30 protein-coding genes are annotated in these 22,883 nt (G+C 67.9%); all 30 read right to left on the bottom strand.

Annotated features, from left to right (window positions below; translation table 11 throughout):
- Window positions 1-47 precede the first annotated feature (47 nt).
- The 30 genes from ACGFIE_RS29135 to ACGFIE_RS28990 all read right to left on the bottom strand — a co-directional run bounded on the left by ACGFIE_RS29135 (window position 48) and on the right by ACGFIE_RS28990 (window position 22,710).
- A complete protein-coding gene (locus tag ACGFIE_RS29135; protein WP_007465256.1) occupies window positions 48-701 on the bottom strand; it encodes an adenylate kinase in 654 nt (217 codons plus the stop codon).
- Window positions 702-2,030: a preprotein translocase subunit SecY gene (gene secY / locus ACGFIE_RS29130; protein WP_363680453.1), complete on the bottom strand. Its 1,329-nt coding sequence runs from the start codon at window positions 2,028-2,030 to the stop codon at window positions 702-704.
- A gap of 231 nt (window positions 2,031-2,261) precedes the next feature.
- Entirely contained in the window at window positions 2,262-2,705 is a 444-nt protein-coding gene (gene rplO / locus ACGFIE_RS29125) for a 50S ribosomal protein L15 (protein WP_007465260.1), read from the bottom strand.
- A complete protein-coding gene (gene rpmD, locus ACGFIE_RS29120) occupies window positions 2,705-2,887 on the bottom strand; it encodes a 50S ribosomal protein L30 (protein WP_007465262.1) in 183 nt (60 codons plus the stop codon). Before rpmD ends, rplO begins: the two co-directional genes overlap by 1 nt.
- Entirely contained in the window at window positions 2,887-3,501 is a 615-nt protein-coding gene (gene rpsE, locus ACGFIE_RS29115; RefSeq protein WP_007465263.1) for a 30S ribosomal protein S5, read from the bottom strand. Before rpsE ends, rpmD begins: the two co-directional genes overlap by 1 nt.
- A gap of 34 nt (window positions 3,502-3,535) precedes the next feature.
- Window positions 3,536-3,913, bottom strand: coding sequence for a 50S ribosomal protein L18 (gene rplR / locus ACGFIE_RS29110; protein ID WP_344355683.1), 378 nt, complete (start codon window positions 3,911-3,913; stop codon window positions 3,536-3,538).
- 8 nt (window positions 3,914-3,921) lie between these two features.
- Window positions 3,922-4,464 carry a 50S ribosomal protein L6 gene (gene rplF / locus ACGFIE_RS29105; RefSeq protein ID WP_007465267.1) on the bottom strand — a complete coding sequence of 181 codons (543 nt, stop codon included), beginning with the start codon at window positions 4,462-4,464 and terminating at the stop codon, window positions 3,922-3,924.
- Between the two features lie 16 nt (window positions 4,465-4,480).
- Window positions 4,481-4,888, bottom strand: coding sequence for a 30S ribosomal protein S8 (gene rpsH, locus ACGFIE_RS29100; protein WP_007465270.1), 408 nt, complete (start codon window positions 4,886-4,888; stop codon window positions 4,481-4,483).
- Between the two features lie 116 nt (window positions 4,889-5,004).
- Window positions 5,005-5,190, bottom strand: coding sequence for a type Z 30S ribosomal protein S14 (locus tag ACGFIE_RS29095; RefSeq protein WP_007465272.1), 186 nt, complete (start codon window positions 5,188-5,190; stop codon window positions 5,005-5,007).
- 1 nt (window position 5,191) lies between these two features.
- Entirely contained in the window at window positions 5,192-5,758 is a 567-nt protein-coding gene (gene rplE, locus ACGFIE_RS29090) for a 50S ribosomal protein L5 (RefSeq protein WP_124776994.1), read from the bottom strand.
- Entirely contained in the window at window positions 5,758-6,078 is a 321-nt protein-coding gene (gene rplX / locus ACGFIE_RS29085) for a 50S ribosomal protein L24 (protein ID WP_355242147.1), read from the bottom strand. Before rplX ends, rplE begins: the two co-directional genes overlap by 1 nt.
- Window positions 6,075-6,443, bottom strand: coding sequence for a 50S ribosomal protein L14 (rplN, locus tag ACGFIE_RS29080; RefSeq protein WP_015619002.1), 369 nt, complete (start codon window positions 6,441-6,443; stop codon window positions 6,075-6,077). Before rplN ends, rplX begins: the two co-directional genes overlap by 4 nt.
- A 101-nt stretch (window positions 6,444-6,544) precedes the next feature.
- On the bottom strand, window positions 6,545-6,823 hold the full coding sequence (gene rpsQ / locus ACGFIE_RS29075) for a 30S ribosomal protein S17 (protein ID WP_030489590.1): 279 nt from the start codon (window positions 6,821-6,823) through the stop codon (window positions 6,545-6,547).
- Window positions 6,820-7,056, bottom strand: coding sequence for a 50S ribosomal protein L29 (rpmC, locus tag ACGFIE_RS29070; protein ID WP_007465283.1), 237 nt, complete (start codon window positions 7,054-7,056; stop codon window positions 6,820-6,822). The genes rpsQ and rpmC overlap by 4 nt, the downstream gene beginning before the upstream one ends.
- Window positions 7,056-7,481, bottom strand: a complete 426-nt coding sequence (gene rplP, locus ACGFIE_RS29065; RefSeq protein ID WP_053653940.1) for a 50S ribosomal protein L16 — start codon at window positions 7,479-7,481, stop codon at window positions 7,056-7,058. The genes rpmC and rplP overlap by 1 nt, the downstream gene beginning before the upstream one ends.
- A 3-nt stretch (window positions 7,482-7,484) precedes the next feature.
- The gene (rpsC, locus tag ACGFIE_RS29060; protein ID WP_007465294.1) at window positions 7,485-8,354 is read right to left on the bottom strand and encodes a 30S ribosomal protein S3; all 870 of its coding nucleotides are present in this window, start codon (window positions 8,352-8,354) and stop codon (window positions 7,485-7,487) included.
- Window positions 8,354-8,812, bottom strand: coding sequence for a 50S ribosomal protein L22 (gene rplV / locus ACGFIE_RS29055; protein WP_007465297.1), 459 nt, complete (start codon window positions 8,810-8,812; stop codon window positions 8,354-8,356). The genes rpsC and rplV overlap by 1 nt, the downstream gene beginning before the upstream one ends.
- 41 nt (window positions 8,813-8,853) lie before the next feature.
- Window positions 8,854-9,135, bottom strand: a complete 282-nt coding sequence (gene rpsS / locus ACGFIE_RS29050; protein ID WP_007465299.1) for a 30S ribosomal protein S19 — start codon at window positions 9,133-9,135, stop codon at window positions 8,854-8,856.
- A 12-nt stretch (window positions 9,136-9,147) separates the two neighbouring features.
- On the bottom strand, window positions 9,148-9,987 hold the full coding sequence (gene rplB / locus ACGFIE_RS29045; protein WP_007465301.1) for a 50S ribosomal protein L2: 840 nt from the start codon (window positions 9,985-9,987) through the stop codon (window positions 9,148-9,150).
- Window positions 9,988-9,999: 12 nt separating this feature from the next.
- Window positions 10,000-10,302 carry a 50S ribosomal protein L23 gene (gene rplW / locus ACGFIE_RS29040; protein WP_088998352.1) on the bottom strand — a complete coding sequence of 101 codons (303 nt, stop codon included), beginning with the start codon at window positions 10,300-10,302 and terminating at the stop codon, window positions 10,000-10,002.
- Window positions 10,299-10,949: a 50S ribosomal protein L4 gene (rplD, locus tag ACGFIE_RS29035; protein WP_007465305.1), complete on the bottom strand. Its 651-nt coding sequence runs from the start codon at window positions 10,947-10,949 to the stop codon at window positions 10,299-10,301. The genes rplW and rplD overlap by 4 nt, the downstream gene beginning before the upstream one ends.
- On the bottom strand, window positions 10,946-11,611 hold the full coding sequence (gene rplC / locus ACGFIE_RS29030) for a 50S ribosomal protein L3 (protein ID WP_266246328.1): 666 nt from the start codon (window positions 11,609-11,611) through the stop codon (window positions 10,946-10,948). The genes rplD and rplC overlap by 4 nt, the downstream gene beginning before the upstream one ends.
- An 11-nt stretch (window positions 11,612-11,622) precedes the next feature.
- Window positions 11,623-11,931, bottom strand: a complete 309-nt coding sequence (gene rpsJ / locus ACGFIE_RS29025; protein ID WP_007073037.1) for a 30S ribosomal protein S10 — start codon at window positions 11,929-11,931, stop codon at window positions 11,623-11,625.
- A 350-nt stretch (window positions 11,932-12,281) separates the two neighbouring features.
- Window positions 12,282-13,475, bottom strand: coding sequence for an elongation factor Tu (gene tuf / locus ACGFIE_RS29020; RefSeq protein ID WP_393300542.1), 1,194 nt, complete (start codon window positions 13,473-13,475; stop codon window positions 12,282-12,284).
- A 212-nt stretch (window positions 13,476-13,687) separates the two neighbouring features.
- Window positions 13,688-15,784 carry an elongation factor G gene (gene fusA, locus ACGFIE_RS29015; protein ID WP_363680461.1) on the bottom strand — a complete coding sequence of 699 codons (2,097 nt, stop codon included), beginning with the start codon at window positions 15,782-15,784 and terminating at the stop codon, window positions 13,688-13,690.
- A gap of 76 nt (window positions 15,785-15,860) precedes the next feature.
- The gene (rpsG, locus tag ACGFIE_RS29010; RefSeq protein WP_007465317.1) at window positions 15,861-16,331 is read right to left on the bottom strand and encodes a 30S ribosomal protein S7; all 471 of its coding nucleotides are present in this window, start codon (window positions 16,329-16,331) and stop codon (window positions 15,861-15,863) included.
- A 1-nt stretch (window position 16,332) separates the two neighbouring features.
- On the bottom strand, window positions 16,333-16,707 hold the full coding sequence (gene rpsL, locus ACGFIE_RS29005) for a 30S ribosomal protein S12 (protein WP_007465318.1): 375 nt from the start codon (window positions 16,705-16,707) through the stop codon (window positions 16,333-16,335).
- Window positions 16,708-17,209: 502 nt separating this feature from the next.
- Window positions 17,210-17,590 carry a hypothetical protein gene (locus tag ACGFIE_RS29000; protein ID WP_393300771.1) on the bottom strand — a complete coding sequence of 127 codons (381 nt, stop codon included), beginning with the start codon at window positions 17,588-17,590 and terminating at the stop codon, window positions 17,210-17,212.
- A 771-nt stretch (window positions 17,591-18,361) separates the two neighbouring features.
- Window positions 18,362-18,730, bottom strand: a complete 369-nt coding sequence (locus ACGFIE_RS28995; protein ID WP_363680463.1) for a hypothetical protein — start codon at window positions 18,728-18,730, stop codon at window positions 18,362-18,364.
- A 92-nt stretch (window positions 18,731-18,822) separates the two neighbouring features.
- Window positions 18,823-22,710: a DNA-directed RNA polymerase subunit beta' gene (locus ACGFIE_RS28990; RefSeq protein WP_393300538.1), complete on the bottom strand. Its 3,888-nt coding sequence runs from the start codon at window positions 22,708-22,710 to the stop codon at window positions 18,823-18,825.
- Window positions 22,711-22,883: the final 173 nt, after the last annotated feature.

The following is a 22,883-nucleotide window of genomic DNA, read 5'->3' as shown; positions in this document are numbered from 1 at the left end:
GCGTACCCCGCTCTTCGCACTCTATCCGCCGCGGTGCGGCGAGGACCTCAGCCGCCGTACGACCGCAGAGCGTCGATGGCCCTGGTGGTGACGTCCTCCACCGGGCCGGTGGCGTCGATCCCCACCAGCTTGCCCTGGGCGCCGTAGTAGTCGACCAGCGGCGCGGTCTTCTCGCTGTATTCCCGCAGCCGGGTGGCGATGGTCTCCGGCTTGTCGTCGTCGCGCTGGAACAGCTCGGCGCCACACCTGTCACAGATGCCCGGCCGGGTGGTGGCGTCGAACTCGACGTGCCAGATCTTGCCGCAACCCCGACAGGTACGCCGGCCGGAGAGCCGCCGGATCACCTCGTCGTCGTCGACCACCAGCTCCAGCACCAGATCCAGGGCGGTGCCCAGATCGGCGAGGAGCTTGTCCAGAGCGGCGGCCTGCGGAGTGGTCCGCGGGAAGCCGTCGAGCAGGAAGCCCTCGCTGGCGTCGGGCTCGGCCAGCCGGTCCCGGACCATGTTGATGGTGACCTCGTCCGGAACCAGCTCGCCTGCGTCCATGTAGCGCTTGGCCTCGACGCCGAGCGGCGTGCCCTGGGTGACGTTCGAGCGGAAGATGTCTCCGGTCGAAATCTTGGGTACCGACAGGTGCGCGGCGACGAACTCTGCCTGCGTGCCCTTACCCGCACCCGGCGGGCCAACCAGAACGAGTCTCATCTACCGCAGGAACCCTTCGTAGTTCCGCTGCATGAGTTGGCTCTCGATCTGCTTCACGGTCTCCAGACCGACGCCGACCATGATGAGCACAGCGGTGCCACCGAACGGGAAGTTCTGGTACTGCTGGCTGTCCAGCCAGATGAAGAAGAAGTTCGGCAGGATCGAGATGATGCCGAGGTAGAGCGCGCCCGGCAGGGTGATCCGGCTGAGGATGAAGTCCAGGTAGTCGGCGGTCGGCTTGCCCGGCCGGATACCCGGCACGAACCCGCCGTACTTCTTCATGTTGTCCGCGACCTCGGTCGGGTTGAACGTGATCGAGACGTAGAAGTACGTGAAGAAGATGATCAGCAGGAAGTAGACCGAGATGTAGATCGGGCTGTTCGGTGCGACCAGGTTGTTCTGGATCCACGCCTGGACCTTGCCCGGATCGTTCTGGTCGAAGAACTGCAGGGCCAACTGCGGGAGGTAGAGCAGCGACGAGCCGAAGATGACCGGGATGACACCCGCCTGGTTGACCTTCAGCGGGATGTAGGTCGAGGTGCCGCCGTACATCCGCCGGCCGATCATCCGCTTGGCGTACTGCACCGGGATCCGGCGCTGCGCCTGCTCGATGAACGTGACCGCGGTGATGACCACCAGAACCAGCGCGATGACGAGAGCGAACTTGCCCCAGCCCTGTTGGGTCTTGATCTGCCAGCCCTCGCCGGGCAGCCGGGCCGCGATCGAGGTGAAGATCAGCACGGACATGCCGTTGCCGACGCCCCGGTCGGTGATCAGCTCACCGAGCCACATGACCATGCCGGTGCCGGCGGTCATGGTGATCACCAGGACGGCCAGGGTCAGCCAGTCCGGGATGCCGGTGTTCTCGGGGATGATCGGGAACTGGTCGCAGCGGTTCTGGAACAGCTGACCCGAGCGGGCCAGCGCCACGAACGCCGAGGCCTGCAGCACGCCGAGACCGAGGGTCAGGTAGCGGGTGTACTGCGTGATCTTCGCCTGACCGGCCTGGCCCTCCTTGCGGAGCTGCTCCAGGCGCGGAATCACGACGGTCAGCAGCTGCAGGATGATCGACGCGGTGATGTAGGGCATGATGCCCAGCGCGAAGACCGAGAGCTGTAGCAGCGCCCCGCCGGAGAAGAGGTTGAGCAGATTCAGCGGGCCCGTCGTGTCACCCGAGATGGAGTCGAGGCACTTCTGCACGTTGCCGTACGAGACGCCCGGGCTGGGGAGCGTGGCACCCAGCCGGTAGACCGCGATGATGCCTACTGTGAACAGCAGCTTCTTGCGCAGGTCAGGCGTACGGAACGCACTGAGAAAGGCGGACAGCAACTTCTTCCTCCTGCGCGAGGCGGGCCGCCGGTGATCCCTGGCGGGTGGGGGTGGATCACGGGCGAGTGCCCGCAATCCATGGCTGGGATGGGACTCTAACAGCCCTGTCCCGCTCCGGGCAGGTGTGCCCGGCTACATAAACCGAATCCGATATTACCGGGCGCGCACGGCCCAGGCAGACCTAGGCGCCCGCCAGTTGCTCACAACCGACGGGCGCCGAGGTCGTACGCCTTACAGCTCGGTGGCGGAGCCACCGGCGGCAGCGATCTTCTCCTTGGCCGACGCGCTGAACGCGTGCGCCGACACCTGGAGCGCCACCCCGCCAAGGTCCCCGGTGCCGAGGACCTTGACCGGCTGGCCCTTGCGGACCGCGCCGGCCTCGACCAGCTCGAGCGGGCCAACCTGGCCACCGTTCGGGAACAGCTCGGCGAGCCGGTCCAGGTTGACAACCTGGAAGACCACCTTGAACTTGTTCTTGAAGCCCTTCATCTTCGGAAGGCGCATGTGGATGGGCATCTGCCCACCCTCGAACGCCGCCGAGATGTTCTTGCGGGCCTTGGAGCCCTTCGTACCGCGACCAGCGGTCTTGCCCTTGGAACCCTCACCACGACCCACACGGGTCTTCGCGGTCTTGGAACCGGGTGCCGGGCGCAGGTGGTGCACCTTGATCGTCATTACTCGACCTCCTCGACCTTCACGAGGTGGCTCACAGTGAAGATCATGCCGCGGATCTCGGGCCGGTCCTCCTTGACCACCACGTCGTTGATCCGCTTGAGACCGAGCGAACGCAGCGACTCACGCTGGTTGTGCTTGGTCCCGATACCGGACCGGAGCTGGGTGACCTTCAGGCGTGCCATCAGCGCGCCACCCCCGCACGCGACGCCAGCATGGCGGCCGGCGCGACGTCCTCCACCGGCAGGCCACGACGCGCCGCGACCTGCTCGGGGGACTCAAGCCCCTTCAGGGCCGCCACGGTGGCGTGCACGATGTTGATCGGGTTCGACGAGCCGAGGCTCTTGGAGAGCACGTCGTGGATCCCGGCGCACTCCAGCACGGCGCGCACCGGACCACCGGCGATGACACCCGTACCGGCCGAGGCCGGCTTGAGCAGCACGACGCCAGCGGCGTCCTCACCCGTCACCGGGTGCGGGATCGACTGACCGATCCGCGGAACCTTGAAGAAGTGCTTCTTGGCCTCCTCGACACCCTTGGCGATGGCCGCGGGCACCTCCTTGGCCTTTCCGTAGCCCACGCCGACCGTGCCGTCGCCGTCGCCCACGATCACCAGGGCGGTGAAGCTGAAGCGACGACCACCCTTCACGACCTTGGCGACGCGGTTGATCGCGACGACCCGCTCAAGGTGCGGGGTCTTCTCGACGGGCGCGTTTCCGCGGCCGCCCTCACGGCGGTTGTCGCGGCGACCACCCTCGTTGCCACCGGACCCGCCGCCACGGCGCTGTTGACCTGGCATCAGCAGCCTTCCTTATCTCTCGTGACGGGGTTTGTTAGAACTCGAGCCCGGCTTCGCGGGCGGCGTCGGCAAGCGCGGCGACTCGCCCCGCGTACCGGTTGCCACCGCGGTCGAAGACGACCTTGGAGACGCCGGCGGCCTTCGCCCGCTCGGCGAGCAGGGCGCCCACCTTGCCGGCGAGGGCGCTCTTGTCGCCCTCCGTACCGCGCAGCGAGGAGTCCAGGGTCGACGCCGACGCCAGGGTGTGACCCTTGGTGTCGTCGACGATCTGGGCAACCATGTGCCGCAGCGAACGGGTGACGACCAGGCGCGGACGCTCGGCCGTACCGCTGACGTTCTTGCGGACGCGGAAGTGCCGACGCGCACGCCCAACGGCGCGCTTGGCGGCGACGCCGCGGCGGCGCTTGAGCAGCGTGGCGCTCACTTCTTACCTGCCTTTCCAGCCTTGCGGCGGATGACCTCGCCCTGGTACTTCACGCCCTTGCCCTTGTAGGGCTCCGGCGGACGGATCTTCCGGATGTTGGCGGCGACCTCACCGACCTGCTGCTTGTCGATGCCGGCCACGTGGAACAGGGTCGGCCGCTCCACCGTGAAGGTGATGCCCGCCGGCGCGGGAACGACCACCGGGTGCGAGAACCCGAGCGCGAACTCGAGGTCCGAACCCTTGGCGGTGACCCGGTAACCGGTGCCGGCGATCTCCAGGCTCTTGCGGTAGCCCTCGGTCACGCCGACGATCATGTTGGCGACCAGGGTACGGCTCAGGCCGTGCAGCTCCTTGGCCTTGCGCTCGTCGTTCGGGCGGTTGACGTTCAGCTGCCCGTCCTCCGCGCGCTCGACCGTGATCGGGTCGGCGATCGTGTGCTGCAGCTCGCCCTTCGGGCCCTTGACCTTGACGGTCTGCCCGTCGATCGTGATGTCGACGCCGGCTGGTACCGGGATCGACTTACGTCCAATTCGCGACATTTCTACCAGTCTCCCGTTACCAGACGAAGGCGAGGACTTCCCCGCCAACACTCCGCTTGCGGGCCTGCCGGTCGGTCAGCAGCCCCTGGGACGTCGAAATGATCGCCACGCCCAGCCCACCGAGCACCCGCGGGAGCCCGTCCGACTTGGCGTACACCCGGAGACCGGGCTTGGACACGCGCTTGATGCCGGCCAGGCTCCGCTCGCGGTTCTGGCCGTACTTCAGCTCGACGACCAGTCGCTTGCCGACGGCACCCTCCTCGGGCTCCTCGACCGACCAGGTGGCGATGTAACCCTCGGCCTTCAGGACCTCGGCGATGTTCGCCTTGATCTTGGAGTAGGGCATCTTCACCTGATCGTGGTACGCCTGGTTGGCGTTACGCAGACGCGTGAGCATGTCTGCGATCGGGTCGGTCATCGTCATGGATTTCGTCAGCCTTTCTCGCCGGGGTTCCCGGGGCATCAGCCCCGGGCCTACGGCGAAGAGCAATACCTAATCGGTGCAGGAGTTCCCGGCTGACAGCCGGGACGCGGTCGCCCTTACCAGGAAGCCTTGGACACACCCGGCAGCTCACCGCGGTGGGCCATCTCCCGGATGCAGACCCGGCAGAGCCCGAACTTGCGGTAGACCGCCTTCGGACGCCCGCACCGCTGGCAGCGGGTGTACGCGCGAACCGAGAACTTCGGCTTCGCGGCCGCCTTGATGATCAGCGCCTTCTTGGCCATCTCAGTTCTCCTTGAACGGGAAGCCCAGGAGCTTGAGCAGCGCCCGGCCCTCGTCGTCGGTCGTAGCGGTGGTGACCACCGTGATGTCCATGCCCCGCTGGCGATCGATCCGGTCCTGGTCGATCTCGTGGAACACCGACTGCTCGGTCAGACCGAACGTGTAGTTGCCGTGCCCGTCGAGCTTGCGCCCGTCCAGACCGCGGAAGTCGCGGATACGCGGCAGCGCGATGGACAGCAGCCGGTCCAGGAACTCCCACATACGGTCGCCGCGGAGGGTCACCTTCGCGCCGATCGGCATGCCCTCGCGGAGCTTGAACTGCGCGATGGACTTGGTCGCCCGCCGCACCTGCGGCTTCTGGCCGGTGATCGTGGCGAGGTCGCGGACCGCGCCGTCGATCAGCTTGGCGTCGCGAGCAGCCTCGCCGACACCCATGTTGACGACGATCTTGACCAGCCGCGGCACCTGCATAGGGTTGCCGTAGCTGTTCTGCTCACGCAGCTGGGCCACGATCTCGTTGCGGTACCGCTCCTTGAGGCGCGGCAGGGTCTTTTCGGTAGCCGTGGTCATCACAGGTCCTTACCGGTGCTACGCGCGATGCGGACCTTCTGGCCGTTGTCGTCGAAGCGGTAACCGACGCGGGTCGGCTTGCCGTCGGAGTCCAGGACCTGCACGTTCGAGACGTGGATCGGGGCCTCCTGGGTGACGATGCCGCCGGTCTTGGCGCCACGCTGGGTGGTGCTGATGCGGGTGTGCTTCTTGACCCGGTTCACGCCCTCGACCAGGACCTTGTCCTGCCGCGGGTAGGCCGCGATGACCTTACCCTTGGCACCCTTGTCCTTGCCGGCGATGACGACGACCGTGTCGCCCTTCTTGACCTTCACGGTCACAACACCTCCGGCGCGAGGGAAATGATCTTCATGAACCGCTTGTCCCGCAGCTCCCGGCCCACCGGGCCGAAGATGCGGGTTCCACGCGGGTCCCCACCGTCCTTGATGATGACGGCGGCGTTCTCGTCGAAGCGGATGTACGAGCCGTCCGGCCGACGCTTCTCCTTGGCCGTGCGAACGATGACCGCCTTCACGACGTCGCCCTTCTTCACACCGGCACCCGGGATCGCGTCCTTGACCGTGGCCACGATGACGTCGCCGATGCTCGCGTAGCGCCGACCGGAGCCACCGAGAACCCGGATGCACAGGATCTCCCGAGCACCCGTGTTGTCGGCGACGCGCAGTCGCGACTCCTGCTGAATCACGTCTATCTCCTATGTCTGCCGGTTCTCCGGCCGCCGTCGCGGCCGGCCGGAGCCTGGCGGAACCTACGCCCGACGCATCGCCGGGCGAGCTCGAGCCTTCGCTACTTGGCCTTTTCCAGGATCTCCACGATCCGCCAACGCTTGGTGGCGCTCAGCGGCCGGGTCTCCATGATGAGAACCCGGTCACCGGTGCCAGCGGCGTTCTGCTCGTCGTGCACCTTCAGCTTGGCCGTACGGCGCATGATCTTGCCGTACAGCGCGTGCCGAACCCGGTCCTCGACCTCGACGACGACGGTCTTGTCCATCTTGTCGCTGATCACCAGGCCCTCGCGGACCTTGCGGCGCGACCGCGCGGCGGCGGTGGCGGTCTCTTCGGTCATGATGCAGTCACCTCAGTCGGCGCGGCCGAGAGCCCCAGCTCGCGCTCACGCATGATCGTGTAGATCCGGGCGATCTCCCGACGGATGACCTGCAGCCGCCGGTTGTTGTCCAGCTGCCCGGTTGCGGCCTGCACGCGGAGGTTGAACAGCTCCGCCTTGGCCTCCCGCAGCTTCGTGACCAGCTCCTCTTCGGAGAGCTCACGCAGCTCGGTCGCCTTAACGCCCGCTGCCATCAGGATTCACCCACTTCGCGCGTAACAATGCGGCACTTCATCGGGAGCTTGTGAATCGCGCGACGCATAGCCTCTCGCGCGGTCTGCTCGTTGGGGAAGGACATCTCGAAGAGAACCCGCCCCGGCTTGACGTTGGCGACCCACCACTCGGGCGAACCCTTACCGGAACCCATCCGGGTCTCGGCAGGCTTCTTGGTGAGGGCCTGGTCCGGGAAGATCGTGATCCAGACCTTGCCACCACGCTTGATGTGGCGAGTCATCGCGATACGTGCCGACTCGATCTGCCGGTTCGTCACGTACGCCGGCTCGAGAGCCTGGATCCCGAACTCGCCGAACACCACCCGGTTACCACCCTTGGACGCGCCACTGCGGTCCGGGTGGTGCGGCTTGCGGAAGCCCTTCGGGGGCTTGCGCGGCATCAGCATCTGTCAGCCCTCCTGCTGCGTTTCTGCCGGAGCAGCCGCGGCCGCGACAGCAGCGCTGTCGACCGGCTCGCCACTCGGCGTCTCGGCCTGCTGCGCGATGGTGGTCGCAGCAGCCCGACCGGCCTCGGTGCCACCAGCGGTCGTGCCGGACGAACCGGACCGGCCACGGCGCGGACGCTCGGGACGGTCGCCGCGCTCACCACGACGCGGGCGCGACGGACCGGCCTCGGCCGGAGCCTCCCGGCCCGGAACCGCGTCACCCTTGTAGATCCAGACCTTCACGCCGATCCGGCCGAAGGTCGTACGGGCCTCGAAGAAGCCGTACTCGATGTTGGCCCGCAGCGTGTGCAGCGGAACCCGGCCCTCGCGGTAGAACTCGGTCCGGCTCATCTCGGCGCCGCCGAGGCGGCCCGAGACCTGAACCCGGATGCCCTTGCAGACCGGGTTCTTCATGGCCGACTGCATGGCCTTGCGCATCGCCCGACGGAAGCTGACCCGGCTGGACAGCTGCTCGGCCACGCCCTGCGCGACGAGCTGAGCGTCCGACTCGGGGTTCTTCACCTCGATGATGTTCAGCTGGACCTGCTTGCCGGTGAGCTTCTCGAGCTCGCCGCGGATCCGGTCGGCCTCCGCACCCTTACGGCCGATGACGATGCCCGGCCGGGCGGTGTGGATGTCGACGCGGACGCGGTCGCGGGTGCGCTCGATGTCGACCTTGGAGATCCCGGCACGCTCGAGGCCCTTGGACATCATGCGGCGGATCTTGACATCCTCGCCGATGTAGTCCTTGTAGAGCTTGTCTGCGAACCAGCGGGACTTCCAGTCGGTCGAGATGCCGAGCCGGAACCCAGTGGGGTGAACCTTCTGACCCATTACTCGGCGTCCTCCGTCTTGCTCTGCGCTTCGGCCGGTGCGGCCTCCGTGGCCGGGGCGGCCTTCTTCGCCGCGGCCTTCCTCGGCGCTGCCGGCGCGACCGCCTCGACTGCCACGGTGATGTGGCAGGTGCGCTTGCGGATCCGGTACGCCCGGCCCTGCGCCCGCGGCTGGAACCGCTTCATCGTCGGGCCCTCGTCCACGAACGCCTCGCTGACGAGCAGCGCGTCAGGGTCCAGCCGCTCGTTGTTCTCCGCGTTCGCGATCGCGCTAGCGAGCACCTTGTACACCTGCTCGCTCGCAGCCTGCGGCGCGAACTGCAGCACCGTGAGAGCCTCCTTCGCGGGCAGGCCGCGGACGAGGTTGACCACCCGGCGCGCCTTCATCGGCGAGATGCGCACGTGCCGCGCAACCGCCCGCGCGCCCGGAAGCACCGGAGCGTCGCCCTTTCCTGGCATCGCTGTAACCCCTTGTTCCCTCTATCCGTATGCCCGCGGCGTCAGCGCCGACGGCTCTTCCGGTCGTCCTTCTCGTGACCCTTGAACGTGCGGGTCAGCGCGAACTCGCCGAGCTTGTGCCCGACCATCGCCTCGGTCACGAACACCGGGACGTGCTTGCGTCCGTCATGCACGGCGATCGTGTGCCCGAGCATCTCCGGGATGATCGTCGAGCGCCGCGACCAGGTCTTGATCACGTTCTTCGAGCCCTTGTCGTTCTGTACTTCCACCTTCTTGAGCAGGTGGTCGTCTACGAACGGGCCCTTCTTGAGGCTGCGAGGCATGTCTTATCTCCCTCAGCCGCGCTTACGCGTGGCGTAGCGGCGGCGGACGATCAGCTTGTCGCTCGGCTGGCCCTTACGGCGGGTGCGGCCCTCGGGCTTACCCTGCGGGTTGACCGGGTGGCGACCACCGGAGGTCTTACCCTCACCACCACCGTGCGGGTGGTCGACCGGGTTCATGGCGACACCACGGACGGTCGGGCGCTTGCCCTTCCACCGCATACGGCCGGCCTTACCCCAGTTGATGTTCGACTGGTCGGCGTTGCCGATCTCGCCGACGCTCGCGCGGCAGCGCACGTCCACCCGCCGGATTTCGCCGGACGGCATACGCAGGGTCGCGTACGCGCCCTCGCGGCCGAGCAGCTGGATGCCGACGCCTGCGGAACGGGCCAGCTTGGCCCCGCCGCCCGGACGCAGCTCCACGTTGTGGATCGTGGTACCGACCGGGATGTTGCGCAGCGGCAGGTTGTTACCCGGCTTGATGTCGGCGCCCGGACCGGACTCGACGCGGTCGCCCTGCTTCATGTCCTTCGGCGCGATGATGTACCGCTTCTCGCCGTCGGCGTAGTGCAGCAGCGCGATGCGCGCCGTGCGGTTCGGGTCGTACTCGATGTGAGCGACCTTCGCCGGCACGCCGTCCTTGTCGACCCGCTTGAAGTCGATCAGACGGTACTGGCGCTTGTGACCGCCACCGTGGTGCCGCGTGGTGATCCGGCCGTGGGCGTTACGCCCGCCCTTCTTCGGCAACGGAGCCAGCAGCGACTTTTCCGGCGTGGACCGGGTGATCTCGGCGAAGTCGGCAACGCTGGAGCCACGTCGGCCCGGCGTCGTCGGCTTGTACTTACGGATAGCCATTGTCTACACCCCTCAGCTGACCGGGCCGCCGAAGGCCTCGATACGGTCACCGTCAGCCAGCTTCACGATCGCCCGCTTGGTCGCCTTGCGCTGACCGAAGCCGGTCTTGGTGCGCTTGCGCTTACCCTGGCGGTTGAGCGTGTTGACCGTCAGGACGCGGACGTCGAAGATCTGCTGGATAGCGATCTTGATCTCGGTCTTGTTCGCGTCCGGGTGCACCAGGAAGGTGTACCAGTTCCGGTTCAGCTCGCTGTAGCTCTTCTCCGAGACGACCGGCGCCACGATGATGTCGCGCGGGTCGGCGATCGTGCTCACTTGCCACCCTCCTCGGTGGTCTCGGCGGGCACGCCCAGGAACTCGTCCAGGGCGTCCTTGGTGAAGACCACGTCGTCGGCCACCAGCACGTCGTACGTGTTCAGCTGGCCGGACTCGATCAGGTGCACGCGCGGCTCGTTGCGCAGCGACACCCAGTTCAGCTCGTCGGTGCTGCTCAGCACGACGAGAACCCGACGGGCCTCGGTGAGCTTGGTCAGCGTGGCCAGCGCGGCCTTGGTCGACGGCTTCTCGCCCGAGACGAATGCCTCGACGACGTGCACCTGCCCGGCGCGTGCCCGGTCCGAGAGGGCACCGCGGAGCGCGGCGGCCTTCATCTTCTTCGGGGTCCGCTGGCTGTAGTCGCGCGGCACGGGACCGTGCACCACGCCACCGCCGGCGAACTGCGGCGCGCGGATCGAGCCCTGCCGGGCGCGACCGGTGCCCTTCTGCTTGTACGGCTTCTTGCCGCCACCGGCGACCTCGCCGCGGGTCTTGGCCTTGTGCGTGCCCTGTCGGGCCGCCGCGAGCTGGGCCACCACGACCTGGTGCATCAGCGCGACGTTGGCCTGCACGTCGAAGATGTCCGCCGGCAGCTCGACCGAGCTGCTGGTGGTGCCTTCGACGGTGCGTACGTCAACGGTGGTCACTTGGCCGCACCGCCCTTCTTCACCTTGCTCTTGGCCGCGGTACGGACCAGAACCAACGCGCCCTTGGGGCCAGGAATGGCACCCCGGACGAGCAGCAGGTTGTTCTCGGTGTCGACCGCCTGGACGGTGAGGTTCTGCACGGTGTAGCGCACGCCACCCATGCGGCCGGCCATCCGGGTGCCCTTGAAGACACGACCCGGGGTGGCGCAGGCGCCGATGGAACCGGGCGAGCGGTGCTTGCGCTCGACACCGTGGCTGGCGCGCAGACCGTGGAAGCCGTGCCGCTTCATCGGGCCGGCGTAGCCCTTGCCCTTGGTCTTGCCGGTGACGTCGATCGTGAGGCCGGCCGGGAACTCCTCGACCGTGACCTCCTGGCCGAGCGAGTATTCCCCAGCGTCCGTGGTGCGCAGCTCGACGATGTGCCGGCGCGGCGCCACGTCCGCCTTCGCGTAGTGCCCGCTGACCGGCTTCTTGACCTTGCGCGGGTCGATCGTGCCGTACGCGAGCTGGACCGCGGAGTAACCGTCCTTCTCGGCGCTACGAACCTGGCTGATGACGCACGGGCCGGCCTCGACCACGGTCACGGGAACAACGCGGTTGTTGTCCCAGACCTGGGTCATGCCGAGCTTGGCGCCCAGGATCCCCTTGACTTGCCTGTCCATTTGTCCGGTCCCTACAGCTTGATCTCGATGTCGACGCCAGCCGGCAGGTCGAGGCGCATGAGCGAGTCGACCGTCTTCGGGGTCGGGTCGATGATGTCGATCAGCCGCTTGTGCGTGCGCATCTCGAAGTGCTCGCGCGAGTCCTTGTACTTGTGCGGCGAGCGGATAACGCAGAAACGGTTGATCTCCGTGGGCAGCGGCACCGGGCCCGCGACCTGCGCCCCGGTGCGCGTCACCGTCTCGACGATCTTCCGAGCCGAGGAGTCGACGACCTCGTGGTCATAGGCCTTGAGCCGGATGCGGATCTTCTGTCCCGCCATGGTGGCTTCTGTTCCTTCTCTCGATGCCGCTGTGTTGCGGGCGCCTGTACCGGCTGGCACAGGCCCACTTCGCCGACCCCCGCGGTCGGGCGTGTCGCGCCCTCGGGCCGGGCTCCGCCCCGTGGTTCCGGAGTGGTGCTGACCGCGCGGTGGGTCAAGGCGCCGATCGCGTTACCGCGACCTGAACGCCGTGCGAGGGTGGTTGGCGACTGGGCCGCCAACCACCCTACGCTCGACTGTCTCGCCACCCGGAGGTTCAGCGAAAGCCGAACACAGGCGACGAACTGTCGTTACGCAACCTGACTAGTATGCCGCACGACCGGCGGCGGGTCTAATCGGGGTTACCTAGCTCACTTGATGATCTTGGTGACGAACCCGGCGCCGACGGTGCGGCCACCCTCGCGGATCGCGAACTTGAGGTTCTCCTCCATGGCGATGGGCTGGATCAGCTTCACCGACATGGTGGTGTTGTCGCCCGGCATGACCATCTCGGTGCCCTCGGGAAGGGTGACGACACCGGTGACGTCCGTGGTCCGGAAGTAGAACTGCGGGCGGTAGTTCTGGAAGAACGGGGTGTGCCGGCCGCCCTCCTCCTTGGAGAGGATGTAGACCGTCGCCTCGAACTCCGTGTGCGGGGTGTTCGAGCCCGGCTTCACGACGACCATGCCGCGCTCGACCTCGTCGCGCTTGGTGCCGCGCAGCAGCAGACCGACGTTCTCGCCTGCGCGGGCGTCGTCCAGGGTCTTCCGGAACATCTCGATCGCGGTGACCTTGGTCTTGAAGCTCTTCTCCTTGATACCAACGAGCTCAACATCCTCGTTCGGCAGGAGAACGCCACGCTCCACACGACCGGTGACGACGGTGCCACGACCGGTGATCGTGAAGACGTCCTCAACCGGCATCAGGAACGGCTTGTCAACCTCGCGGTCCGGCTGCGGGATCGAGGTGTCGACCGCGTTCATCAGGTCCAGCAGCTTGCCGGTCCACTCGGGGTCACCCTCGAGGGCCTTCAGCGCCGAAACCCGAACGACCGGCAGGTCGTCACCCGGGTACTCCTGCGAGGAGAGCAGCTCACGGACCTCGAGCTCGACGAGCTCCAGGAGCTCCTCGTCGTCGACCATGTCGCTCTTGTTGAGCGCCACGACGATGTACGGCACGCCAACCTGACGCGCGAGCAGCACGTGCTCACGGGTCTGCGGCATCGGGCCGTCGGTCGCCGCGACCACCAGGATCGCGCCGTCCATCTGCGCGGCACCGGTGATCATGTTCTTGATGTAGTCGGCGTGCCCAGGGCAGTCGACGTGCGCGTAGTGCCGCGACTCGGTCTGGTACTCGACGTGCGCGATCGAGATCGTGATGCCGCGGGCCTTCTCCTCCGGCGCCTTGTCGATCTCGTCGAACGGCGTGTAAGGGTTCAGGTCCGGGTACTGGTCGTGCAGGACCTTGGTGATGGCCGCCGTCAGCGTCGTCTTACCGTGGTCGATGTGACCAATGGTGCCGATGTTGACGTGCGGCTTAGTCCGCTCGAACTTAGCCTTCGCCACTGGTGTCCTCCTGTGGACTTCTTGGTTCGTACGCCCGGCGCGCCGGTCGGCGCTTAGGACTCTGTCGACAGCCTTTCCGGCCGAACGGCCGGAGAGCCTTTGTGGGTTCTGCGGCGATGAAGCCTACAGGCCCGGTCTCACGCGATCCGATCGTGGTGGCCGCGGGCGGGTGAAACCACCCACGACCGACCACGAATCACCTGCTCGGGGCGTTACTCGCCCGTTGCCTTGGCGATGATCTCCTTCGCGACGCTCTGCGGAACCTCGGCGTAGGAGTCGAACTGCATGCTGTAGCTAGCCCGGCCCTGGGTCTTCGACCGCAGGTCGCCGACGTAGCCGAACATCTCCGACAACGGCACCAGAGCCCTGACGATGCGGGCGCCGCTGCGCTCCTCCATCGCCTGGATGATGCCGCGGCGGGAGTTGAGGTCACCGATGACGTCACCCATGTTCTCCTCAGGAGTGGTGACTTCAACGGCCATCATCGGCTCGAGCAACGCCGGATCGGCCTTGCGGGCCGCGTCCTTCATCACCATGGAGCCGGCGATCTTGAATGCCATTTCCGACGAGTCGACCTCGTGGTACTGGCCGTCCAGCAGGGTCAGCTTCACGCCGACCAGCGGGAAGCCCGCCAGGATGCCGTACTGCAGCGCGTCCTGCGCACCGGCATCCACCGAGGGGATGAACTCCCGGGGGATGCGGCCGCCGCTGACGGCATTGGCGAACTCGTAGGTCGGCGAGTCGTTGTCCAGAGGCAGCGGCTCGACGCTCACGATGACGCGGGCGTACTGGCCGGAACCACCGGTCTGCTTCTTGTGGGTGTACTCGACCTTGTCCACCTTGCGGCGGATGGTCTCGCGGTACGCCACCTGAGGCTTGCCGACGTTCGCCTCGACGTTGAACTCGCGGCGCATCCGGTCGACCAGGATGTCCAGGTGCAGCTCACCCATGCCGGAGATGACCGTCTGACCGGTCTCCTCGTCCAACTGGACGCGGAAGGTCGGGTCCTCCTCGGCCAGGCGCTGGATGGCCGTACCCAGCTTCTCCTGGTCGGACTTGGTCTTCGGCTCGATCGCCACCGAGATGACCGGCTCCGGGAAGGTCATCGACTCCAGGATGACCGGGTTCGCCGGGTCGGAGAGCGTGTCGCCGGTGGTGGTCTGCTTGAGACCCTGGACGGCGATGATGTCGCCGGCCCGCGCCGACGGACGCTCTTCCCGCTTGTTGGCGTGCATCTGGTAGATCTTGCCGATCCGCTCCTTGCGGTCCTTGGTGGAGTTGACCACCTGGGAACCGGAATCGAGCGTGCCGGAGTAGACCCGCACGTAGGTGAGCTTGCCGAGGTGCTTGTCCGTCTGGATCTTGAAGGCCAGGCCGGAGAAGGGCTCCGAGTTCGACGGCTTCCGCAGCAGCGGAGTCTCGCCGTCGGGGGCCGTACCCTCGATCGCCGGAACGTCCAGCGGCGACGGCAGGAAGTCGACCACGGCGTCGAGCATGGGCTGGACGCCCTTGTTCTTGAACGCCGAGCCGCACAGCACCGGGTTGGCCTTGCCGGCGATCGTGGCACGCCGGATGGCGGCCTTGATCTCCTCGGGGGAGACCTCCTCGCCCTCCAGGTACTTCTCCATCACCGAGTCGTCGACGTCGGCGAGGGTCTCCATCAGCTTCTCGCGCCACTCGGCCGCGGAGTCGGCCAGCTCGGCCGGGATCTCCTCGATCGCGTAGTCGTCACCCTTCTGGGTCTCCCCACGCCAGGTGAGAGCGCGCATGCCGATCAGGTCGACGACACCGATGTGGTCACCCTCGAGACCGATCGGGATCTGGAGCACCAGCGGGGTGGCGTTCAGCCGGTCGATCATCATCTGCACGCAGCGGAAGAAGTCGGCGCCGGTCCGGTCGAGCTTGTTGACGAAGCACATCCGCGGGACGTTGTACTTGTCGGCCTGCCGCCAGACGTTCTCGGTCTGCGGCTCCACGCCGGCGACACCGTCGTAGACCGCGACCGCACCATCCAGCACACGCAGCGACCGCTCGACCTCGACCGTGAAGTCGACGTGACCGGGCGTGTCGATGATCTGGATCGTGTGGCCCTTCCACTCACACTTGGTAGCAGCGGAGGTGATGGTGATACCACGCTCCTGCTCCTGCTCCATCCAGTCCATGACGGCAGCGCCCTCGTGGACCTCACCGATCTTGTACGTGATGCCGGTGTAGAACAGGATTCGCTCGGTGGTCGTGGTCTTACCGGCATCGATGTGCGCCATGATGCCGATGTTGCGTACGTTGGCGAGCGCGTCTGCGGCGGCCACTTCAATCCCTACTTATCGTCGTCTCGACTCAACTGGTGGCGGTTCCGGCGCCCGGTGGGGCGCCGGAACCAGGGTGTTACCAGCGGTAGTGCGCGAAGGCCTTGTTGGACTCGGCCATCTTGTGCGTGTCCTCGCGCCGCTTGACGGCGGCACCGAGGCCGTTGCTCGCGTCCAGCAGCTCGTTCATCAGCCGCTCGACCATGGTCTTCTCACGCCGGGCGCGGGAGTAGGTGACCAGCCAACGCAGGCCCAGAGTGGTCGCCCGGGTGGGGCGAACCTCGACCGGAACCTGGTAGGTGGCGCCACCGACACGACGGCTGCGCACCTCGAGGGTCGGCTTGACGTTGTCCATCGCCCGCTTGAGGGTGACGACCGGGTCGGTGCCGGACTTCTCGCGGCAGCCCTCGAGGGCCGCGTACACGATCGACTCGGCGAGCTGACGCTTGCCGCGCAGCAGGATCTTGTTCACCAGCTGGGTGACCAGCGGCGAGTTGTACACCGGGTCAGCGACCAGTGGCCGCCGCGGAGCGGGTCCCTTACGCGGCATGTCAGCTCTTCTCCTTCTTCGCGCCGTAACGGCTGCGCGCCTGCTTGCGGTTGCGGACACCCTGGGTGTCCAGCGAGCCGCGGACGATCTTGTAACGCACGCCGGGGAGGTCCTTCACCCGGCCGCCGCGAACGAGCACGATCGAGTGCTCCTGCAGGTTGTGACCGACGCCCGGGATGTAGGCGGTCACCTCGATCTGGCTGCTGAGCTTCACACGAGCGACCTTGCGCAGCGCGGAGTTCGGCTTCTTGGGGGTGGTGGTGTACACGCGGGTGCACACGCCGCGCCGCTGGGGGGACCCCTTGAGCGCCGGGGTCTTGGTCTTGGTCGTCTTGGCCTGACGGCCCTTTCGGACCAGCTGCTGAATGGTGGGCACCGGGTTTCTCCGCTCCCTTCGGCCGCTCTACGCGGCCGCGCCGTCTGCTCGTTAGCCGGCCTGATGACCGGCTCTCCTACATTCCGACCAGGGCCACCTTGCGGAGGTCCCGGCACCCGCGGTCGGGCGTGTCGCCCAGCTCACGGTCCCGGTGCGGACGCTTTCGCAGGCGTACCGGGGTTTTCTGTCACCGGCACGCGGATCGCCCCGCCCCGGATCTCTGGCTTGTCGTGCCGCCGTCCGGACTCCGGAACCAGCGCACGCACGAGTTGCCCGGGCACGCCCGGGCACAAGGGGAAAGAGTACCTACCACAGCCGTCCAGGTCAAAACGGAATGGGTCGGCGATCGTCTCACACCCGCCGGCCGGATCTCGTCCCGCCTCGTCGCCCGCGATGGGCACCTACAGACACAAGTGTACCGGCTTCCCCGCCGGACCACCCGTCGCCCCCATGCTGGCACCGCGGATCCGGCGCCCCGGCACCGCCGAAGCGGTGCGCGGTGTCACGTCAGGATGATCAGCAACGCCAGGCCCAGACCCAACAGGCTGAGCAGCGCACCCGCCGCGCCGCAACTGATGCCGGCCACCGCCAGTCCGCGCCCGGTGAACCGGACCGCCGACGGCGCGGCCGGCCGGCCGATCTGCCGCCTGCCGAGCAGACCGGTGACGATCGCCGCCACTCCCGCCAGCACCCCCAGCACGGTGAAGGCGCCGGAGGCCCAGACGCCGCCGTCGTCCCCGAACGCCACCCCGAAGCAGATCACCAGGAGCGAGACCAGGATCGACGCGATGCCCGCCACCAGCGCCCCGGTCGCCAGGCCGGAGGTGACCGGCGCCACATCCAGGTGCACCACGCCGAACGGCGTGCCCGGGACCGCCTCCACCCGCTTCGGCGGCCGCCGCTTGTCGTCGGTGGGCGGCGGCACCGGCCGAGCGGGAGCCACACCCCACCCGGGCGACGCCGACTGACCCCAGCCCGGCGGCGCACCGGGCCCCGCCGGCTGACCCCAAGCGCCCGGCGCGGCGGGCCCCGAAACAGGCTGCCCCCAGCCCGCCGGCGCACCGGGCCCGGACGGGGGCTGACCCCAACCCTGTGGAACCCCGGGCCCCGCCGGCGGCTGACCCCAACCGTGCGGAACCCCGGGCCCCTGCTGCGGCTGACCCCAGCCGGGGGCACTTCCGGGCCCCGATGGTGGCTCGCTCCAGCCAGGGGCAGCCGCGGGTCCCGACGCCGGATGATCCCAGGCGGGGGCAGGGCCCGACGGTGGCTGGCCCCAGCCGTGCGGCAGCGGCGCACCGGACGCGGGATGAGGCTGGCCGGGGCCGGGCGGAACGACCCCGCCCCACTCGGCCGTGGGCGGACCCCACCCGGGGGGCGGCGCACCCCACGCCGAAGGCGGCGTACCCGGATCGGGGGCCTCGGCGGGTGCGGTCGGCTGCCCGCCCGGATCGGGTCGCGCCCAGTCGTTCGAGGCGGAGGGGGCCTGGCCCGGGGCCGGCGCGCCAGGATTCCCGGCCGGTTCGTCCGCCGGGGGCCGCGCCGGTTCCGTCACGAGGTCCTCCTGTCGACAGGGCCGCCGCCGCCGAGCGGCGGACACCGGCCAGGCTACCGCCGAAAGCAGCGCCGTCCGCGCCGGGCGTGGCCGACGGAACGGTCAGTCCATGTTCGCCGGGTAGTCGTGGCCGAACGGCACGCCGGCCAGCCGGACCACGCCGATCACCACGGCGACGACCACGCTGACCGCGACCAGCACCAGGCCGGTCCAGGCCAACCGTTCGCCCCTGCGCAACCAGACACCGCCGGTCAGAAAACCCCCCGAGGCGTACGCCTCCCGGCGGGCCTGCCGCGCCAGGTGCAACGCGACAGTCGCCGGCACCACCCCGCCGATGAACAGCCCGGTCAGCATGCCGAGCAGCCCCAGCGCGAAGACCGCCCGCGCCTTCGTGGCACGGGCCGGGTCCGGGTCCAGCGGGTGGCGAAGTCCCTGGGACGCGACGGACACCTGTCCGGGTGCGATCGTCATGCCTCCATCATGCCCAACCCGGTCGACCGCCGGGTCGGTCCGGACACGACGAGGCCCCCGGCAGGTGCCGGGGGCCTCGTCGGTGTCGGTGCTTAGCGGTACGACCCGAAGTCGAAGTCGTCCAGCGGAACAGCCTGCCCGCTGGCCGGCCCGAACCCGTAGTCGGTCTCCGGGTAGCCGGTCATCGAGTAGACCTTGGCCTTGGCCTCCTCGGTCGGCTCGACCCGGACGTTGCGGTACTTGCTGATGCCCGTACCGGCCGGGATGAGCTTACCGATGATCACGTTCTCCTTGAGGCCGACCAGCGAGTCGCTGCGCGAGTTGATCGCAGCGTCGGTCAGCACCCGGGTGGTCTCCTGGAAGGAGGCCGCGGAGAGCCAGGAGTCGGTGGCCAGCGAGGCCTTGGTGATACCCATCAGCACCGGACGGCCGGCGGCGGGCTCGCCACCCTCCGACACGAGTCGGCGGTTCTCCGACTCGAACAGCGCCCGGTCGACGAGCACACCCGGCAGGAACTCGGTCGAGCCGGAGTCGATGACCGTCACCCGCTTGAGCATCTGGCGGATGATGATCTCGATGTGCTTGTCGTGGATGAGCACACCCTGCGAGCGGTAGACCTCCTGGACCTCACTGGTCAGGTGGACCTGGACCGCCCGCGGACCCATGATCCGCAGCAGCTCGTGCGGGTCGATGGTGCCCTCGGTCAGCTTCTCGCCGACCGCGACGTGACCGCCGTCGTGGGTACGGAGCTTGACGCGCTTCGAGATCTTGTCGTAGACGATCTCTTCGCTGCCGTCGTCCGGCACCACGATGATCTTCCGCGAGCGCTCGCCGTCCTCGATCCGGATCCGACCCGGGGTGTCGGCGATGGGCGCCTTACCCTTCGGGACCCGAGCCTCGAAGATTTCCTGGACACGCGGCAGACCCTGGGTGATGTCCTCACCCGCGACACCACCGGTGTGGAAGGTACGCATCGTCAGCTGCGTACCGGGCTCACCGATGGACTGGGCGGCGATGATGCCGACGGCCTCACCGATGTCGACCGACTTGCCGGTCGGCAGCGAGCGGCCGTAGCAGGCAGCGCAGACGCCCAGCTTCGACTCGCAGGTGAGCACGCTGCGCACCCGGACCGTCTCCACCCCGGCGGCGACGATCTTGTCGACACCGATGGAGTTGATGTCCTGGCCACGCTCGGCGACCACGGTGCCGTCCGGCCCCTTGATGTCGTCGGCCAGGGTCCGGGCGTGCACGCTGGTCTCGGCGTGGGTGTGGACGACGAGCTTGCCGTCCAGCTTCTCGCCGATCTGCATCGGGATCGCGCGGTCGGTGCCGCAGTCCTCCTCGCGGATGATCACGTCCTGGGAGACGTCCACCAGACGACGGGTCAGGTAACCCGAGTCGGCGGTCCGCAGCGCGGTGTCGGCGAGACCCTTACGGGCACCGTGCGTGGAGATGAAGTACTCCAGCACGGACAGACCCTCCCGGTAGCTGGCCTTGATCGGCCGCGGGATGATCTCGCCCTTCGGGTTGGCCACCAGACCACGGATCGCCGCGATCTGCCGGAGCTGGAGCAGGTTACCGCGGGCACCCGAGTTGATCATCACCCACAGTGGGTTCTCCTGCGGAAGCGCGGTGTCCATCTCCTTGGCGACCTCGTTGGTCGCCTTGGTCCAGATCTCGATGAGCTCGCCGCGACGCTCCTCGGCGGTCATCAGACCACGCTGGTACTGCTTGTCGATCCGGTCGGCTTCCTTCTCGTACTTCGCCAGGATCTCCGCCTTGCGCGGCGGAGCGATGACGTCCTCCATGCCGATCGTCACTCCGGACCAGGTGGCCCAGTGGAAACCGGCCTCCTTGAGCCCGTCCAGGGTGGCGGCCAGCGCCACCTTGGGGAAGCGCTCGGCGAGGTCGTTGACGATCGCGGAGAGCTGACCCTTGCGGATCTCGTAGTTCACGAAGCGGTAGCCCTGCGGCAGCGTCTCGTTGAACAGCACCCGGCCCAGGGTGGTCTCCACGGTCAGCGGGTCACCCTCGACCCAGCCTTCCGGAGCGGTCCACGCCTCGGCGCCGGCGCCGTTGTCGACACCGACCACGTTGCGCAGGCGGATCCGCACCGGCGCCTGCAGGCCCAGCTCGCCGTTGTCGAACGCCATCTGCGCCTCGGCGTCCGAGCTGAACACCCGGCCCTCGCCCTTCTCACCGGGGGTGAGGTGGGTGAGGTAGTACAGACCGATGACCATGTCCTGCGTGGGCATGGTGACCGGCTTGCCGTCGGCCGGCTTGAGGATGTTGTTCGACGACAGCATCAGGATCCGCGCCTCGGCCTGGGCCTCGGCGGACAGCGGCACGTGCACCGCCATCTGGTCACCGTCGAAGTCGGCGTTGAACGCGGTGCAGACCAGCGGGTGGATCTGGATCGCCTTGCCCTCGACCAGCTGCGGCTCGAAGGCCTGGATGCCCAGACGGTGCAGGGTCGGCGCCCGGTTGAGCAGCACCGGGTGCTCGCCGATGACCTCCTCCAGCACGTCCCACACGACCGGGCGCTGACGCTCGACCATCCGCTTGGCGGACTTGATGTTCTGCGCGTGGTTGAGGTCCACCAGCCGCTTCATCACGAACGGCTTGAACAGCTCCAGCGCCATCTGCTTGGGCAGACCACACTGGTGCAGCTTGAGCTTCGGGCCGACCACGATGACCGAACGGCCGGAGTAGTCGACGCGCTTGCCCAGCAGGTTCTGGCGGAACCGACCCTGCTTGCCCTTGAGCATGTCGGAAAGCGACTTGAGCGGGCGGTTACCCGGACCGGTGACCGGCCGGCCGCGACGGCCGTTGTCGAACAGCGCGTCGACGGCCTCCTGGAGCATCCGCTTCTCGTTGTTGACGATGATCTCGGGAGCACCGAGGTCGATCAGCCGCTTGAGGCGGTTGTTCCGGTTGATCACGCGGCGGTACAGGTCGTTCAGGTCCGAGGTCGCGAAGCGGCCACCGTCGAGCTGCACCATCGGGCGCAGGTCCGGCGGGATGACCGGGACGCAGTCCAGCACCATGCCGAGCGGCGAGTTGCGGGTGTTCAGGAACGCCGCCACGACCTTGAGCCGCTTGAGCGCCCGGATCTTCCGCTGGCCCTTGCCGGACCGGATGGTCTCCCGCAGGCTCTCGGCCTCGGCGTCGAGGTCCATGTTCTGGACCAGCGCCTTGATCGCCTCCGCGCCCATGGAACCGGTGAAGTACTCACCGAACCGGTCGCGCAGCTCGCGGTAGAGCAGCTCGTCGGTGACCAGCTGCTTCGGCTCCAGCTTGCGGAAGGTGTCCAGCACCTCGTCCAGGCGGTCGATCTCGCGCTGGGCCCGGTCGCGGATCTGGCGCATCTCGCGCTCTCCGCCCTCCTTGACCTTGCGCCGGACGTCCGCCTTGGCACCCTCGGCCTCCAGCTCGGCCAGGTCGGCCTCGAGCTTGGCGGCCCGCTTCTCGATCTCCGAGTCGCGGCTGTTCTCGGACTGCCGCTTCTCGGCCAGGATCTCGTTCTCGATCGTCGAGAGGTCACGGTGACGCGACTCGGCGTCCACGCTCGTCACGACGTACGAGGCGAAGTAGATGATCTTTTCGAGGTCCTTGGGGGCGAGGTCCAGCAGGTAACCCAGCCGGCTCGGAACGCCCTTGAAGTACCAGATGTGGGTCACCGGAGCGGCGAGCTCGATGTGCCCCATCCGCTCACGACGGACCTTGGAGCGAGTCACCTCGACGCCGCAGCGCTCACAGATGATGCCCTTGAACCGGACGCGCTTGTACTTACCGCAGTAGCACTCCCAGTCCCGCTGCGGACCGAAGATCTTCTCGCAGAAGAGTCCGTCCTTCTCCGGCTTCAGGGTGCGGTAGTTGATCGTCTCAGGCTTCTTGACCTCGCCGTGCGACCACTGACGGATGTCGTCGGCGGTGGCGAGACCAATGCGCAGCTCGTCGAAGAAGTTGACGTCGAGCACTCTGTCCCCTATGTCGTCGTCTGTACTGCTAATTCTCGGGTGGGGTCGGGGGGCGGCGGGGCCGCCCCCCCCCCCCCCCCCCCCACCCCCCCGCCCCCCCCCCGGGCCCCCCCGGGCCCGTGGGATGCCCCCCACCCCGCCGGCCCGCAACCCCCCCCCGCCGGTGCCGCCCA

The organism is Micromonospora sp. NPDC049275 (genome assembly GCF_043197115.1).
In the GTDB taxonomy this organism is placed as follows: domain Bacteria; phylum Actinomycetota; class Actinomycetes; order Mycobacteriales; family Micromonosporaceae; genus Micromonospora.
Note: the sequence above shows the minus strand (reverse complement) of the source record. Positions and strands in the feature narration are given on the sequence as shown.